Annotated in this window: 13 protein-coding genes; 6 read left to right on the top strand and 7 right to left on the bottom strand. The window is 58.2% G+C overall.

Features of this window, described 5'->3' with window-relative positions:
• Nucleotides 1-253: 253 nt before the first annotated feature.
• A complete protein-coding gene (gene gltA / locus ACYZTM_RS23925; RefSeq protein WP_131062225.1) occupies nucleotides 254-1,543 on the top strand; it encodes a citrate synthase in 1,290 nt (429 codons plus the stop codon).
• A 1,160-nt stretch (nucleotides 1,544-2,703) separates the two neighbouring features.
• On the opposite strand, the gene ACYZTM_RS23920 is transcribed toward gltA, so the two are convergent.
• The 3 genes from ACYZTM_RS23920 to ACYZTM_RS23910 form a co-directional block, all read right to left on the bottom strand.
• On the bottom strand, nucleotides 2,704-4,362 hold the full coding sequence (locus tag ACYZTM_RS23920; RefSeq protein WP_461984990.1) for a cation acetate symporter: 1,659 nt from the start codon (nucleotides 4,360-4,362) through the stop codon (nucleotides 2,704-2,706).
• Nucleotides 4,359-4,670, bottom strand: coding sequence for a DUF485 domain-containing protein (locus ACYZTM_RS23915; protein ID WP_131061562.1), 312 nt, complete (start codon nucleotides 4,668-4,670; stop codon nucleotides 4,359-4,361). Before ACYZTM_RS23915 ends, ACYZTM_RS23920 begins: the two co-directional genes overlap by 4 nt.
• 326 nt (nucleotides 4,671-4,996) lie before the next feature.
• Nucleotides 4,997-5,848 (bottom strand): glycine betaine ABC transporter substrate-binding protein, encoded by an 852-nt coding sequence (locus tag ACYZTM_RS23910; protein WP_131061563.1) that lies wholly within the window; start codon nucleotides 5,846-5,848, stop codon nucleotides 4,997-4,999.
• 299 nt (nucleotides 5,849-6,147) lie between these two features.
• On the opposite strand from ACYZTM_RS23910, the gene ACYZTM_RS23905 reads away from it, so the two are divergent.
• A complete protein-coding gene (locus ACYZTM_RS23905; protein WP_461989196.1) occupies nucleotides 6,148-7,743 on the top strand; it encodes a glycoside hydrolase family 17 protein in 1,596 nt (531 codons plus the stop codon).
• A gap of 122 nt (nucleotides 7,744-7,865) precedes the next feature.
• On the opposite strand, the gene ACYZTM_RS23900 is transcribed toward ACYZTM_RS23905, so the two are convergent.
• Complete coding sequence (locus tag ACYZTM_RS23900) at nucleotides 7,866-8,234, bottom strand: hypothetical protein (protein WP_461984988.1); 369 nt, start codon at nucleotides 8,232-8,234, stop codon at nucleotides 7,866-7,868.
• A 224-nt stretch (nucleotides 8,235-8,458) separates the two neighbouring features.
• On the opposite strand from ACYZTM_RS23900, the gene ACYZTM_RS23895 reads away from it, so the two are divergent.
• Both ACYZTM_RS23895 and ACYZTM_RS23890 read left to right on the top strand, forming a co-directional pair.
• The gene (locus ACYZTM_RS23895; protein WP_131061566.1) at nucleotides 8,459-9,757 is read left to right on the top strand and encodes a serine/threonine protein kinase; all 1,299 of its coding nucleotides are present in this window, start codon (nucleotides 8,459-8,461) and stop codon (nucleotides 9,755-9,757) included.
• Nucleotides 9,750-10,538 carry an MlaA family lipoprotein gene (locus ACYZTM_RS23890; RefSeq protein WP_461984985.1) on the top strand — a complete coding sequence of 263 codons (789 nt, stop codon included), beginning with the start codon at nucleotides 9,750-9,752 and terminating at the stop codon, nucleotides 10,536-10,538. Before ACYZTM_RS23895 ends, ACYZTM_RS23890 begins: the two co-directional genes overlap by 8 nt.
• Before the next feature lie 191 nt (nucleotides 10,539-10,729).
• On the opposite strand, the gene ACYZTM_RS23885 is transcribed toward ACYZTM_RS23890, so the two are convergent.
• Entirely contained in the window at nucleotides 10,730-11,644 is a 915-nt protein-coding gene (locus tag ACYZTM_RS23885; protein WP_461984983.1) for a DUF808 domain-containing protein, read from the bottom strand.
• Nucleotides 11,645-11,778: 134 nt separating this feature from the next.
• On the opposite strand from ACYZTM_RS23885, the gene ACYZTM_RS23880 reads away from it, so the two are divergent.
• On the top strand, nucleotides 11,779-12,387 hold the full coding sequence (locus ACYZTM_RS23880) for a TetR/AcrR family transcriptional regulator (protein ID WP_461984981.1): 609 nt from the start codon (nucleotides 11,779-11,781) through the stop codon (nucleotides 12,385-12,387).
• A gap of 124 nt (nucleotides 12,388-12,511) precedes the next feature.
• Here ACYZTM_RS23880 and ACYZTM_RS23875 read toward each other — a convergent pair whose 3' ends face one another.
• Together ACYZTM_RS23875 and ACYZTM_RS23870 are read right to left on the bottom strand one after the other, a co-directional pair.
• A complete protein-coding gene (locus tag ACYZTM_RS23875) occupies nucleotides 12,512-12,970 on the bottom strand; it encodes an REP-associated tyrosine transposase (protein ID WP_461984979.1) in 459 nt (152 codons plus the stop codon).
• 213 nt (nucleotides 12,971-13,183) lie between these two features.
• Entirely contained in the window at nucleotides 13,184-13,624 is a 441-nt protein-coding gene (locus ACYZTM_RS23870) for a GlcG/HbpS family heme-binding protein (protein ID WP_131061571.1), read from the bottom strand.
• A gap of 267 nt (nucleotides 13,625-13,891) precedes the next feature.
• Here ACYZTM_RS23870 and gcl point away from each other — a divergent pair, with 267 nt between their 5' ends.
• Entirely contained in the window at nucleotides 13,892-15,667 is a 1,776-nt protein-coding gene (gene gcl, locus ACYZTM_RS23865; RefSeq protein WP_461984977.1) for a glyoxylate carboligase, read from the top strand.
• Nucleotides 15,668-15,677: the final 10 nt, after the last annotated feature.

Below are 15,677 nucleotides of genomic sequence, written 5' to 3'. Positions count from 1 at the left end.
AAAGCCCCTGGCGGTCGGAGGCCGAGTATAGACAGTTAGGCTACTAATGACAACGCGTTCACCTTCCCCTAATAGCTCATTGCACAAGTTGGATAAAAGGCGTAAATGGCAGTCAATTTCGAGGAAAAAGTCCGGTTAAAGCCTTCTGGAGCAAGACTTTAGGCAAATTGACATTCGAATTTATCTCACTATAGTGGTGCGGGCCCTGCGTGGGGGGTCTGTCTGATGATTTCAAGCATAAATAGGAGGCCACATGGCTGACAAAAAAGCGCAGTTGATCATCGAGGGCGCAGCCCCCGTCGAGCTGCCCATTTTAACCGGCACCGTTGGTCCCGATGTAATCGATGTTCGGGGCCTGACGGCCACGGGCCGTTTCACCTTTGACCCTGGTTTCATGTCGACAGCTTCCTGCGAGTCGAAGATCACCTATATCGACGGCGACAACGGCATTCTGCTGCACCGCGGTTACCCGATCGAACAGCTGGCTGAAAAGTCGGACTACCTGGAAACCTGCTATCTGCTGCTCAACGGCGAATTGCCGACCGCAGAACAGAAGGCCCAGTTCGTCAGTACCGTAAAGAACCACACCATGGTTCACGAGCAGCTGAAGACCTTCTTCAACGGCTTCCGTCGCGACGCCCACCCAATGGCCGTCATGTGCGGCGTAGTCGGCGCCCTCTCGGCCTTCTACCACGACTCCCTCGACATCAATAACCCGCAGCATCGCGAAATCTCCGCGATCCGCCTGGTTGCCAAGATGCCGACGCTGGCAGCGATGGTTTACAAGTACTCCATGGGCCAGCCCATGATGTACCCGCGCAACGACCTGACGTACGCGGAAAACTTCCTGCACATGATGTTCAACACCCCGTGCGAGATCAAACCGATCAGCCCGGTACTCGCCAAGGCCATGGACAAGATCTTCATCCTCCATGCCGACCACGAGCAGAACGCATCGACCTCCACCGTACGCCTGGCCGGCTCTTCGGGTGCCAACCCGTTCGCCTGTATCGCCGCCGGCATCGCTGCACTGTGGGGCCCTGCCCACGGCGGCGCGAACGAAGCTGTTCTGACCATGCTTGATGAAATTGGCGATGTGTCGAACATCGACAAGTACATTGCCAAGGCCAAGGACAAGAACGATCCGTTCAAGCTGATGGGCTTCGGTCACCGGGTTTACAAAAACCGCGACCCGCGCGCTACCGTGATGAAGCAGACCTGCGACGAAGTGTTGAAGGAACTGGGCATCAAGCACGACAAGCAACTCGAACTGGCCATGCGCCTGGAAGAGATCGCGCTGACCGACCCGTACTTCATCGAACGCTCGCTGTACCCGAACGTCGACTTCTACTCGGGGATCATCCTCAAGGCGATCGGCATTCCAACCAGCATGTTCACCGTGATCTTCGCCTTGGCGCGGACTGTCGGCTGGATCTCCCACTGGAAAGAAATGCTCTCCAGCCCGTACAAGATTGGCCGTCCGCGCCAGTTGTACACCGGCTACGAGTCGCGTGACATTACCAAGCTGGAAGACCGCAAATAAGACCTGTCTTGCGATAACGTCTTAACGTTGTACCGGGAACGGCCTCTATTTATATAGCGGTCGTTTTTGTTTGTGCGGTCTCAGAAGTCTCAGCGGCCTGAGGGCCGACTGGGTTTTTGGTTGGGTACATATCCGTTTCTGCGGTAACGGCGGCTGGCGGTTTCGCTCTTACAGCGAGTCCCTTTTTCAAACGCCAAAAAGGAACCAAAAGGCTTCGCCCCGGCGTACGGCGCCTCGCCTAGGCTCCGCGTTCCCTCGCTACGGTGTCCATCAGGGGGCATCGCCTACGGTCTGCTTCGCGACGACCTCCTCTCGATGCGTGCGGCTTCGCCGCACGGCGCTGCGCGCCTACCCCCCTGATGAACACCTACGCTCGGCCTGCCGAAGGGGCGAGGGATCAAGATCAAAAGCCAAAGCCAAAGCCAAAGCCAAAGCCAAAGCCAAAGCCAAGCATCCTCACACCTGTAGGAGCGAGCCTGCTCGCGATTGCGGTAGTTCGATCAACATTGCTTTGCCTGACACACCGCCATCGCGAGCAGGCTCACTCCCACAGTGGATTGATGTACACCTGCAAGAAATCGGTCGGCTGTCAGGCCGCCTTCGCGGGCAAGCCTCGCTCCTACAAAAAGCAAGCAGAGCAGCGTACGGCTTTTGCTTCTCACCACTCATCAGGCCGAGCGTTAGCTCGCCTTCAGCTTTTGATCTTGATCCACCCGCCCCTTTCGGGAGGCTGAGTGGAGGTGTTCATCCGGGGAGTGGCGCAAAGCGCCGTTCGACGCAGTCGAACACGCTGCATGTAGGTCGTCGCGAAGCAGACCGGAGGGCAGTGTCCCCGGATGGATACCGGAACGAAGGAACGCCGAGCCTAAGCGAGGGGCCGGACGCTTGGGGCGAGCCTTTTTTTGCTTACTTTTTTTTGGCGTTTGAAAAAAAAGTGAGTCGCCGTAAGGGCTAAACCCTAAGCCGCCGTTACCGCAGGAATGGATATGTACTCAGTCAACAACAGCATGGTCGGCCCGAAGGCCGCCTTCGCGGGCAAGTCGGGACGCCGCACCGCTCGCCCCTACAAGGGCCGATAACCGCCCAACAAAAAAAATGCCCCGATCTCTCGACCGGGGCATTTTTCGTTTAACGCAACTTACACAGACAATCTCGAAGCCTTAGTGAGAAACCGCCCCACTCGCCCCCAACCCAGTCTGCGAACGAACAAACTGCGGGAAGAACAGCGCACGCTCTTTAACGCCAGCCGCGGACTTGTCAGTGATCGAGAAGAACCAGATCCCGATAAATGCAATAGCCATCGAGAACAGCGCAGGATACTCATACGGGAAGATAGCCTTCTCGTGATGCAGGATCTGCACCCAAATGGTTGGCCCAAGTACCATCAAACCTACCGCACTCACCAGACCCAACCAGCCACCGATCATCGCACCGCGAGTGGTCAGCTTCTTCCAGTACATGGAAAGCAACAGTACCGGGAAGTTACAGCTCGCTGCGATGGAGAACGCCAGGCCCACCATGAATGCGATGTTCTGGCTTTCGAACAGAATGCCCAGGCCAATCGCCAGCACCGCCAAAGCGATGGTGGTGATTTTCGAGACACGGATCTCGTCCTTCTCGTTGGCCTTGCCTTTCTTGATCACGCTGGCATACAGGTCATGAGACACCGCCGAAGCACCGGCCAGAGTCAAACCGGCAACCACTGCCAGAATGGTCGCGAACGCTACCGCCGAGATGAAGCCAAGGAAAATGCTGCCACCCACCGCGTTGGCCAGGTGCACCGCCGCCATGTTGTTACCGCCCAACAGCGCGCCAGCCGCATCTTTAAAGGCCGGATTGGTGCTGACCAGCAGGATCGCGCCGAAGCCGATGATGAAGGTCAGGATGTAGAAGTAGCCAATGAAGCCGGTTGCATACAGCACGCTCTTTCGAGCTTCCTTCGCGTCACTCACGGTGAAGAAGCGCATCAGGATATGCGGCAGGCCAGCGGTACCGAACATCAGTGCCAGCCCCAGGGAGAACGCGGAAACCGGATCTTTCACCAGACCGCCCGGGCTCATGATCGCTTCGCCTTTGGCGTGAACCTTGATCGCCTCGGAGAACAGTGTGTTGAAGTCAAAGTTGACGTGCTTCATCACCATCAGCGCCATGAATGAGGCACCGGACAACAACAGCACTGCCTTGATGATCTGCACCCAAGTGGTCGCCAGCATGCCGCCGAACAGAACGTACATGCACATCAGGACGCCGACCAGGATCACCGCTACGTGGTAATCCAGACCGAACAGCAACTGGATCAGCTTGCCGGCCCCGACCATTTGCGCGATCAGGTAGAACGCCACCACCACCAGCGAACCGCAAGCGGACAGCGAGCGAATCTGGGTTTGCCCAAGGCGATAGGACGCCACATCGGCAAAGGTGTACTTACCCAGGTTACGCAGGCGCTCGGCGATCAGGAACAGAATGATCGGCCAGCCCACCAGGAAGCCGATCGAGTAGATCAGGCCATCGTAGCCGGAAGTGAACACCAGGGCGGAAATACCCAGGAAGGACGCCGCGGACATGTAGTCACCGGCAATCGCCAGACCATTCTGGAAACCGGTGATCTTGCCGCCGGCCGCATAATAGTCAGCTGCCGAGTTATTTTTCTTGGACGCCCAGTAGGTGATATACAAAGTCGCGCCGACGAACGCCACGAACATCAGGATCGCGGCGACGTTCAGCGGTTGTTTCTGAACGGCGCCGGTCAGGGCTTCAGCCGCCCAGGTACCCGGTGCGAAGACTGCAACACTCAATAAAGCCAATAGACGCCGGATCATTGCTGAGCCTCCTTGAGAATCAGATTGTTCAGGTCGTCGAATTCGCCATTGGCGCGTCGTACGTAGATTGCAGTCAGCACAAAGGCCGAGAGAATCAACCCGACACCAATCGGTATCCCCCAGGTAATCGAAGATTCGGGGCTGATTTTCGCCCCCAGAATATGCGGCCCGTAAGCAATCAAAAGGATGAATCCGGAGTAAAGCCCAAGCATGATCGCTGAAAGAATCCAGGCGAACTTTTCTCGCTTACTAACCAGCTCCTTGAAGCGCGGGCTGTTTTGAATCGAGAGGTAAATGCTGTCGTTCATTGTTTTTATCCTCGCAGCACAGATTAAAGTTGGAACGTTATCCACTCTATGCGGCTGCGGAACAGGTTCCAGACGACCTTAGTATTAGAACGACATGACAGAATCGCCATTTCCCAGCATCCCCCTTAAACATTGTGGAAGCGGGCTTGCTCCGGGCGGCGTTCCGACGAATGCGGTGTGTCAATCAACATTATCTGTGACTGATACACCGCATTCGTCGGAACGCCGCCCGGAGCAAGCCCGCTCCCACAGGGGAAAAGCAAAAGGCCCCTTGGCAAATATGCCAAGGGGCCTTGAGAGGTACTGACTAGAGCCGTCAGCTCAAATCATTTGGTCCAGTCTGCAACGCGTTCCGGGTGTTTGGCCACCCAGTCCTTCGCGGCGGCTTCAGGCTTGGCGCCATCTTGAATCGCCAACATGACTTCGCCGATTTCGTCTTTCGACGCCCACTGGAAGTTCTTCAGGAACTTGGCCACTTCCGGTGCTTTGGTCGCCAGTTCTTTGCTGCCGATGCTGTTCACGGTTTCAGCCGCGCCATAAACGCCTTTCGGGTCGTCCAGGAAGCGCAGTTTCCACTTTGCGAACATCCAGTGCGGCACCCAACCGGTCACAGCAATGGATTCGTTTTTCTTCTCGGCACGGGTCAGCTCGGCAATCATGCCGGCGCCGGAACTGGCCTTGAGCTGATACCCGGTCAGGTCGTAATCCTTGATTGCCTGTTCAGTCTTGAGCATCACACCTGAACCTGCGTCGATGCCGACGATGCGTTTTTTGAAGCTGTCATCGGTTTTCAGGTCATCAAGGGTTTTTGCCTTCACGTACTCCGGCACGATCAAGCCGATTTTTGCATCCTTGAAGTTCGGACCGTAATCGACGACTTGATCCTTGTTCTTGGTCCAGTAGTCGCCGTGAGTCACCGGCAGCCAGGCAGACAACATGGCGTCGAGTTTGCCGGTGGCCACGCCCTGCCACATGATCCCGGTGGCGACGGCTTGCAGTTTCACGTCATAACCCAGCTTCTGCTTGATCACTTCGGCGGCCACATGCGTGGTCGCGACGCTGTCGGACCAACCGTCAACGTAACCGATGCTCAGGGTTTTGCTCTCGGCATTGGCCATCGTGGAGCCAATCGCAAGCACCAGAGCGGCACCTGCGCCTAAAAGTCGTCGCATCTTCATCGTTACTTCCCCGAAAGTGCTGCGCTCGACGGGTGCCGAGTCGCGTCAACGTATTGTTATGGTGCACAGCGCCCCCATCACGCTCACCGCAAACTCGTTCGAACATCAGCGTGATTTATCTTGGGAGCACTGATGCGTCGATAATCAACCTGACGACAACCACGACCTGTGCTGTCAGCGACCTCAAGGCATCGAGAAACGACATCAGAACGCCATTAATCACGACCGCCTCGGACGCGCCTGCCAATCCGCCCGAACTTTGCATGTCAAAATCATGCAAGGCCCCTAGCGCGGGGCAAATACAGGTAACATGCGCGGCTTTGCTCCCAGACGGCCTGACCATGCCCGCGACATCCCGCTTTCCTTTTCTGGCTTATCTTTTCGCTTGTCTGCTGGGGCTGTTTGCCCTTGGCGGCTTCTGGTACGGCCTCGGCAAACCGGTGATTCTGCCGGACGTAGCCAGCGCGACGCACAAGCTGCAATGTGCCTCCTACACCCCGTTCGACAAGGACCAGTCGCCGTTTGATGTGCCGTTCAAGTTGCGCCCCGAGCGCATGGACGCTGACCTCGCGCTGCTCGCCAAAAGCTTCGAATGTATTCGCACCTATTCCATGACCGGTCTCGAGGCCTTGCCCGATCTGGCGCGCAAGCATGGTCTGAAACTGATGATCGGTGCCTGGGTCAATAGCAACCCGGTGGACACCGAGAAAGAAGTCGACCTGCTGATCGCCTCGGCCAACGCCAATGCGGACGTGGTGACCTCGGTGATCGTCGGCAACGAAACCCTGCTGCGCAAGGAAGTCACGGGTGCGCAGTTGGCGAAGCTGATCAACAAAGTCAAAAGCCAGGTCAAGCAGCCGGTCACTTACGCGGACGTTTGGGAGTTTTGGCTCAAGCACCCGGAAATCGCCCCGGCGGTGGATTTCCTGACCATCCATTTGCTGCCGTACTGGGAAGATGATCCCTCGAACATCGACGCCGCGTTGCAGCATGTGGCTGAAGTGCGTCAGGTGTTCGGCAACAAATTCGCGCCTAAAGATGTGGTGATTGGCGAAACCGGCTGGCCGAGTGAAGGCCGTCAACGCGAGACCGCCCTGCCGAGCCGGGTCAATGAAGCCAAGTTTATCCGTGGTTTTGTCATCATGGCCGAGCAGCAACGCTGGCATTACAACCTGATCGAAGCCTTCGACCAGCCATGGAAACGTGCCAGCGAAGGTGCGGTCGGCGGTTACTGGGGGCTGTTCGATGCTGATCGTCAGGACAAGGGTGTGCTGGCCGGTCCCGTGTCGAACGTGCCGTACTGGTCGCAGTGGCTGGCCGTTGGCGGCTTGATCTTCCTGGGCACGCTGTTCCTTGGCGGGCGTGTACGCACCACGCGCGCTGCATTGGTGCTGCCGCTGCTCGGCGCGCTGGCGGCTTGCTCGATTGGTGCCTGGGGCGATCTGGCGCGTGTCACTACGCGTTTTGCCAGTGAATGGCTATGGGTGGCGTTGCTGACGGGTTTGAATCTGTTGGTGCTGGCCCACGCGGCACTGACCTTGAGCGCTCGTACCGGTTGGCGTGAGCGGGCGTTCAATGCACTGGAGCGTCGAGCGGGCTGGCTGGTCGCGGCGGCAGGTTTTGCGGCGGCGGTGATGATGCTGGAGCTGGTGCTCGATCCGCGATATCGCAGCTTCCCGAGCGTCGCGTTCATTCTGCCGGCGCTGGTTTACCTGTGCCGTCCGGTGAGCGTGCCGCGTCGTGAAATCGCCCTGCTGACCTTCATCATCGGCGCCGGCATTGCGCCGCAGCTGTATCAGGAAGGATTGCAGAACCAGCAAGCCTGGGGTTGGGCGCTGGTGAGTGTGTTGATGGTGGCGGCGTTGTGGCGCAGTTTGCGGGTTCGTAAGGGGTAAATTTTCAGCGCTGCTGCTGGCCTCTTCGCGGGCAAGCCTCGCTCCTACAGTATTGAGTCGTTCATCAATTTCATGAACGACTCAATACTGTAGGAGCGAGGCTTGCCCGCGAAGAGGGACTATCAGGCGCTACGAGACGCCCGAACCAGACGCAACCCCGCAATCACCACCGCAAACACCGCCAACGTCGTGTTGTACAACGCCAGCGCCGGAAACCCGAACACCAACGCCAGCACCGCCAGCCACCACCCGGCCCGGCCCGGCACGACAAAACCGATGATCGCGGCGGCCAATGCGGCGAAGCCCAACACCTTGAAGTGAATCATCAAGCCCAGGTTCGAACGAATCAGGCATTCCCAGCGGCTCGCCTCGTCCACGCAGAGGCCAACCCACTGCGCATCCTCCATAAAGCCATAACGCGCGCTATAACTGGCGGCCAGCCATAACGGCAGCAGAACGAGCAGCAGAATCACAGGCAGACGGCGGGACATGTAGCACTCCAGTAAACGAAAACGGCGGCCAGCTTAATCCCCCGACAGCGCTAAGCAAACGCGCTTAACAGATAAATGGTCACGAAATAGCTGCAAAGTGTATCGTCCAGCTACTATTGATCCGAAATTCGCCCTGATTGGTGCCGCAGCATGGCACTTTGGCGCAAACCCCGTGGTCATAGCCTGCGAACTTTATTCGACACCTTCCTCTAAGGGATCTAGTCATGCTCCGTTCCTTGCGCTTCGCCGCCCTGTTTGGCGGCCTTATTTTGAGTGCGTCCGCACTGGCGGTCGATATCGACGCCGCCAGTTATGGCTACCCATTGACCAACCCGTTCGAGGCGACCATCGCCACGACTCCGCCGGACCTGCGTCCGGAGTTGCCACTGGACGACGACATCGATCAGCAGACACGCAGCGTGACTCTGCGCCCGGAGCGTGCATTCGAACTGCCGGACAACTTCTGGCCGGTCAAAAAGCTGACCTACCGCATAGCCACGCAGGACAAGGCAGCCCCGCTGATCTTCCTGATCGCCGGCACCGGCGCGCGTTATGACAGCAGCCACAACGAGTACCTGAAAAAGCTCTACTACAAGGCCGGTTATCACGTGGTGCAACTGTCGTCGCCCACCAGCTTCGACTTCATGAGCGCGGCGTCACGTTTTGCCACGCCGGGGATCACCAAGGAAGATGCCGAAGACATGTACCGGGTGATGCAGGCCGTGCGGGCGCAAAACCCGAACGTCGCTGTCACCGATTACTACCTGACCGGTTACAGCCTCGGTGCGCTGGACGCAGCATTCGTCGCGCACTTGGACGAAACCCGCCGCAGCTTCAACTTCAAGAAAGTCTTGCTGCTCAACCCGCCGGTCAACCTTTACACCTCGATCACCAACCTGGACAAGTTGGTCCAGACCGAGGTCAAGGGCATTAACAACAGCACCACTTTCTATGAACTGGTGCTGAACAAACTGACCCGCTACTTCCAGCAAAAAGGCTACATCGACCTCAACGATGCCCTGCTCTACGACTTCCAGCAGTCCAAGCAGCACCTGACCAACGAACAGATGGCCATGCTGATCGGCACCTCGTTCCGCTTCTCGGCGGCCGACATTGCCTTCACCTCGGACCTGATCAACCGTCGTGGCCTGATCACCCCGCCAAAAACCCCGATCACCGAAGGCTCCAGCCTCACGCCGTACCTCAAGCGTGCGCTGCAGTGCGACTTCGACTGCTACATCACCGAACAAGTGATCCCGATGTGGCGTGCACGAACCGATGGCGGGAGCCTGCTGCAACTGATCGATCAGGCCAGCCTCTACGCCTTGAAGGATTACCTGCATGACAGCCCGAAAATCGCTGTCATGCACAACGCCGACGACGTGATCCTCGGCCCGGGTGACCTCGGCTTCCTGCGCAGGACCTTCGGCGATCGTTTGACCGTTTATCCACTGGGCGGCCATTGCGGCAACCTTAATTACCGCGTCAACAGCGACGCCATGCTGGAGTTTTTCCGTGGCTAAATACCTCCTGCTTATCGCAGCGTTACTCTGTGCAGGCGTCGCCAATGCCGACAACAGCAAAGCCAACGCACCGGTTGTTATCGACAGTGACGGCTTCAAGGAGCCGCTCAGCAAACTCAAATTCAACCCGGGGCTGGATCAGCGCGAGTTCGAACGCTCCACGCTCAATGCGCTGAACGTCTACGACCCGCTGGAAGAGTGGAACCGCCGGGTTTATCACTTCAACTACCGCTTCGACCAATGGGTGTTCCTGCCGGTGGTCGACGGTTATCGCTACATCACCCCGAGTTTCCTGCGCACCGGCGTGAGCAACTTCTTCAATAACATCGGCGATGTGCCGAACCTGATGAACAGCCTGCTGCAGTTCAAAGGCAAGCGTTCGATGGAAACCACCGCGCGCCTGCTGCTCAACACCACCGTCGGCATCGCCGGCCTGTGGGACCCGGCCACCGCCATGGGTCTGCCACGTCAGGCCGAAGACTTCGGTCAGACTCTCGGCTTCTACGGTGTACCGGGCGGCGCCTACTTCGTGTTGCCGATCCTCGGCCCTTCGAACATCCGCGACACGGGCGGCCTGGTGGTGGACTTCAGCGCAGAATCGGCGATCAACTTCCTGAACGTTTCGGAAGTCAGCTCCAACCATCCTGAGGTCTGGGTCCTGCGGGGCGTCGACAAGCGCTACCAGAACAGCTTCCGCTACGGCCAGCTGAACTCGCCGTTCGAGTACGAGAAAGTGCGTTACGTTTATACCGAGTCACGCAAGTTGCAGATCGCCGAGTAATTCCGGCGGTAACAAAAAAGGCCATTCGATGCAGATCGAATGGCCTTTTTTCATACGCGAAACCCCAAACACCACAAAACCAATGTGGGAGCGGGCTTGCTCGCGAAGGCGTCATGTCAGTCAACTTTTCAGTCAACTGACAGACCGCCTTCGCGAGCAAGCCCGCTCCCACAGTTGGTCAGTGCCAGGCTTTAGCCTTTAATCGTCTTGTAAATCTTGCTGACTACCACCACAACCGCCAACACCACCGCCCCCGCCACAATCCCCGCCACCGCATTCAGCAACGTCGGCACGATAAACCCGGCACCGCCAGCCCCCGCGCTGACACTTTCAATCCAGTGATGAACCACCGGCACGCCGTGAGTGAGAATCCCGCCACCCACCAAAAACATCGCCGCAGTCCCGATCACCGACAGGCTTTTCATCATGTACGGCGCCGCACGCAGAATCCCGCCGCCGATGCTTTTGGCCATCTGCCCGGGCTTCTGGGTCAGCCACAGGCCGAGGTCATCGAGTTTGACGATGCCCGCGACCAGTCCATAGACGCCGACGGTCATGACGATGGCGATGCCTGAGAGCACGATGACCTGCTGGGTCAACGACGCACCTGCCACAGTGCCTAGGGTGATGGCGATGATTTCCGCCGACAGAATGAAGTCAGTGCGCACGGCGCCCTTGATCTTGTCCTGCTCGAACGCCACCAGATCGACCGCCGGATCGGCCACCGCCTCGACCAGTTCAGCATGCTCGGCCTGGTCTTCAGCCTTGCTGTGCAGGAATTTGTGGGCGAGTTTCTCGAAACCTTCGAAGCACAGATACGCGCCGCCGATCATCAACAACGGCGTGACTAGCCAGGGAATGAATGCGCTGATGGCCAGGGCTGACGGCACCAGGATCAGTTTGTTGAGAAACGAGCCCTTGGCCACCGCCCATACGACCGTGATTTCCCGCTCGGCACGTACGCCGCTGACCTGCTGGGCGTTGAGCGCGAGATCGTCGCCGAGCACGCCGGCGGTCTTCTTGGCGGCCATTTTGGTCATCAACGCCACGTCGTCGAGAACCGCGGCAATGTCGTCAATCAGCAACAGCAAACTGCTTCCTGCCATTAATCAGGTGTCCTTCTGGAATGAATGCTGCGCAGCATAGCGCGACCGAGCGCCACACGGGGCATTCTTGAGCGCCGCGCGAGCCCGGTGCTACCATGCGCAACCGCCAGAACAGGCAAGGAACCCCCTGGTTTATGAGCACTATCCGCGAGCGCAACAAAGAACTGATCCTGCGTGCCGCCAGTGAAGAATTTGCGGACAAGGGCTTCGCTGCGACCAAAACCAGTGACATCGCAGCCAAGGCGGGACTGCCCAAGCCCAACGTCTATTACTATTTCAAATCCAAGGAAAACCTCTACCGCGAGGTCCTGGAAAGCATCATCGAGCCCATCTTGCAGGCCTCGACGCCGTTCAACGCCGACGGTGTGCCCAGTGAAGTGCTGAGCGGCTACATTCGCTCGAAAATCCGCATCTCCCGCGATCTGCCTTTCGCCTCCAAAGTGTTTGCCAGCGAAATCATGCACGGCGCCCCGCACCTGAGCGCCGACCTGGTCGAACAACTGAACGGCCAGGCCAAGCACAACATCGACTGCATCCAGACCTGGATCGACCGCGGCCAGATCGCTTCGATCGACCCTAACCACCTGATGTTCAGCATCTGGGCCGCGACCCAGACCTATGCCGACTTTGATTGGCAGATTTCTGCGGTTACCGGCAAGCCCAAACTGGATGAGGCAGATTATGAAGCGGCGGCGCAGACGATTATCCGGTTGGTGCTAAAGGGGTGTGAGCCGGACCGTTAAACCGCGGCGCCCCCTTCGCGAGCAAGCCCGCTCCCACAGGATCTCTGGTGTTCACAGTTTTTGTGTACACCAGAGATCCTGTGGGAGCGGGCTTGCTCGCGAAGGGCGGCAACTCGGTTTCAGATCAAACCCAGATAGCGTCCCACAACGGATAATCGCCAAGTTTCTCAACCAGCCCCGCCCGCAATGGGTTGGCGACAACATACCGAGCAAGCTTCACCAAATCCTCCTCCCGCCGCAATGCATGATCATGAAAACTCTGCTGCCAAAGACTGCCTGCCCGGCCAGTCGCCGTATTGATCGATCGAGTACTCAACGATTTGGTCTGGCACATCAATTGGGCCAGCGATCCTTTTTGTAGCTGAATCAACCAGTGAAAATGGTCAGGCATGACCACAAAGGCCAAAGAGTCGGCAAAACCCTGATCCTGTGTTTGCTTGAATTGGTGTACGACCAATCTGCCCAAGGCGTAATCCTTGAAAACAGGCTCGCGCTTCAGGGTGTTGGCGGTTAGAAGATAGATGCGGTTTTGTTCGCCATAGCGGCCGATGCGCAGGCGGTGTGAAGCTGACAGCTCAGGCATTCCTTTGCCTCTCTCATGGTTGAATTTATGAGAAGGCTAGATCAGCGAACGGAAAACTGAGTGAAGACTCTTAGCTGGATGTGTCTGTGAGATTGCCTTCGCGAGCAAGCCCGCTCCCACAGTGGATTGACGGTGTTCAGACATTTTGTGTCCACCACCGATCCCCTGTGGGAGCGGGCTTGCTCGCGAAAGCGGTCAATCATTCACCACAAATCAAGCAGTCACCCCCGCATCCGCCCGCAACCCCACCGCCTCGATCGCACTGATCGCACATTGCTCGTCAACATCCGACAAATCCCCGCTGATCCCGACCGCCCCCAGCACGTTCCCGTCCTGATCCCGAATCAACACACCACCCGGTGCCGGCACGACGCTGCCCTGTCCCAGGCTATTTAGCGCCGCGAAGAAGGCCGGACGTTGTTGGGCGTCCAGTGCCAGCAGGCGTGATCCCTTGCCGAGGGCGATGGCGCCCCAGGCTTTGCCGATGGCGACCTGCGGGCGCAGCAGGCTGGCGCCGTCTTCGCGTTGCAGGGTAATCAAGTGCCCGCCGGCATCCAGGACCGCGATGGTCAGTGGAGCCGCCGAGATTGCACGCCCTGCGGTGATGGCCTGATTGATCAGGTTGACTGCAACTTTCAAGGTTAAAGCGCTCATGGTGCCGTCCTCATTTTGTTATAGGGAAAGCCAGTGGACTGCGCGCTTGTGCCGCAGTCCGATGCAACAAATAGAACACAATGAGTTATTTTTTTGTATACAATAATTCTCGAAAAGCGCCACATGCGACGAAAAGCCACAGCAGCACGGGCTTCCGACGAATGAAACAGTCGCTTGAGAAAATGGATTGACCTGCGCCGTCCGCCGTGAATACACTCTGCGCAAAGCAACTTGTATACAATTACAAAACGTAAGAGGCACAAAACCATGAGCAAAATGAGAGCAATCGAAGCCGCCGTTCTGGTGATGCGCCGTGAAGGGGTTGATACCGCTTTTGGCATCCCGGGCGCCGCGATCAACCCGCTGTACAACGCCTTGCAGAAGGTCGGTGGCATCGATCACGTCCTCGCGCGCCACGTTGAAGGTGCCTCGCACATGGCCGAGGGCTACACCCGCACCAAGGCCGGCAACATCGGCGTGTGCATCGGCACCTCCGGCCCGGCCGGCACCGACATGGTCACCGGGCTCTACAGCGCCTCGGCCGACTCGATCCCGATTCTGTGCATTACCGGGCAAGCCCCCCGCGCCCGTATGCACAAGGAAGACTTCCAGGCTGTCGACATCACCGCGATCGTCAAGCCAGTGACCAAGTGGGCAACCACGGTCATGGAGCCGGGCCAGGTGCCGTATGCGTTCCAGAAAGCCTTCTATGAAATGCGCTCCGGCCGTCCAGGCCCGGTGTTGATCGACCTGCCGTTCGATGTGCAGATGGCCGAAATCGAATTCGACATCGACGCCTACGAGCCACTGCCGCTGGCCAAGCCGACCGCTAACCGCGTGCAAATCGAGAAGGCCCTGGCCATGCTCGATCAGGCCGAGCGCCCGCTGCTGGTTGCCGGTGGCGGCATCATCAATGCCGACGCCAGCGAGTTGCTGGTGGAGTTCGCCGAGCTGACCGGCATTCCGGTCATCCCGACCCTGATGGGCTGGGGCACCATTCCGGACGATCACCCATTGATGGTCGGCATGGTCGGTCTGCAAACCTCGCACCGCTACGGCAACGCGACGATGCTCAAGTCCGACCTGGTACTGGGTGTCGGTAACCGTTGGGCCAACCGTCACACCGGTTCGATCGACGTTTACACCGAAGGCCGCAAATTCATTCACGTTGACATCGAACCGACCCAGATCGGCCGCGTGTTCACCCCGGACCTGGGCATCGTTTCCGACGCCGCTGCCGCGCTGACCGTGTTCATCGAAGTCGCTCGCGAATGGCAAGCCGCCGGCAAGCTGAAAAACCGCAGTGCCTGGTTGCAAGACTGCCAGCAGCGCAAATCCAGCCTGCAGCGCAAGACTCACTTCGACAACGTGCCGGTCAAGCCGCAACGCGTTTACGAAGAGATGAACCAGGTGTTCGGCAAAGACACGTGCTACGTCAGCACCATCGGTCTGTCGCAGATTGCCGGCGCGCAGTTCCTGCACGTCTACAAACCGCGTCACTGGATCAACTGCGGTCAGGCAGGTCCTCTGGGCTGGACCATTCCAGCAGCGCTGGGCGTGGTCAAGGCTGATCCGACCCGCAAGGTCGTGGCGCTGTCTGGCGACTATGATTTCCAGTTCATGATCGAAGAGTTGGCGGTGGGCGCGCAGTTCAAGCTGCCGTACATCCACGTTGTGGTCAACAACTCGTACCTGGGGTTGATCCGTCAGTCTCAGCGCGGTTTCGACATGGACTACTGCGTGCAGCTGGCCTTCGATAACCTGAACGCTCCGGAACTCAACGGTTACGGTGTCGACCACGTCGCGGTCGCTGAAGGCCTCGGCTGCAAGGCGCTGCGTGTGTTCGAACCGGGTCAGATCCAGCCTGCCTTGCGCAAGGCTCAGGAAATGATCGAAGAGTTCAAGGTGCCGGTCATCGTCGAGATTATTCTGGAGCGCGTGACCAACATTTCCATGGGCACCGAGATCAACGCCGTCAACGAATTCGAAGACCTGGCGCTGGTCGGCAACGATGCGCCAACCGCGATTTCGTTGCTGGACTAACAGCTGAACG

The organism is Pseudomonas sp. MDT2-39-1 (assembly GCF_054898085.1).
This window is presented reverse-complemented; position numbering and strand designations above follow the sequence as displayed.

Bases quoted from the DNA above. Each gene is read 5' to 3' on its own strand.
- gltA (WP_131062225.1), top strand. From the start codon at position 254: ATGGCTGACAAAAAAGCGCAGTTGATCATCGAGGGCGCAGCCCCCGTC.
- ACYZTM_RS23920 (WP_461984990.1), bottom strand. From the start codon at position 4,362: ATGATCCGGCGTCTATTGGCTTTATTGAGTGTTGCAGTCTTCGCACCG.
- ACYZTM_RS23915 (WP_131061562.1), bottom strand. From the start codon at position 4,670: ATGAACGACAGCATTTACCTCTCGATTCAAAACAGCCCGCGCTTCAAG.
- ACYZTM_RS23910 (WP_131061563.1), bottom strand. From the start codon at position 5,848: ATGAAGATGCGACGACTTTTAGGCGCAGGTGCCGCTCTGGTGCTTGCG.
- ACYZTM_RS23900 (WP_461984988.1), bottom strand. From the start codon at position 8,234: ATGTCCCGCCGTCTGCCTGTGATTCTGCTGCTCGTTCTGCTGCCGTTA.
- ACYZTM_RS23895 (WP_131061566.1), top strand. From the start codon at position 8,459: ATGCTCCGTTCCTTGCGCTTCGCCGCCCTGTTTGGCGGCCTTATTTTG.
- ACYZTM_RS23885 (WP_461984983.1), bottom strand. From the start codon at position 11,644: ATGGCAGGAAGCAGTTTGCTGTTGCTGATTGACGACATTGCCGCGGTT.
- ACYZTM_RS23880 (WP_461984981.1), top strand. From the start codon at position 11,779: ATGAGCACTATCCGCGAGCGCAACAAAGAACTGATCCTGCGTGCCGCC.
- ACYZTM_RS23875 (WP_461984979.1), bottom strand. From the start codon at position 12,970: ATGCCTGAGCTGTCAGCTTCACACCGCCTGCGCATCGGCCGCTATGGC.
- ACYZTM_RS23870 (WP_131061571.1), bottom strand. From the start codon at position 13,624: ATGAGCGCTTTAACCTTGAAAGTTGCAGTCAACCTGATCAATCAGGCC.
- gcl (WP_461984977.1), top strand. From the start codon at position 13,892: ATGAGCAAAATGAGAGCAATCGAAGCCGCCGTTCTGGTGATGCGCCGT.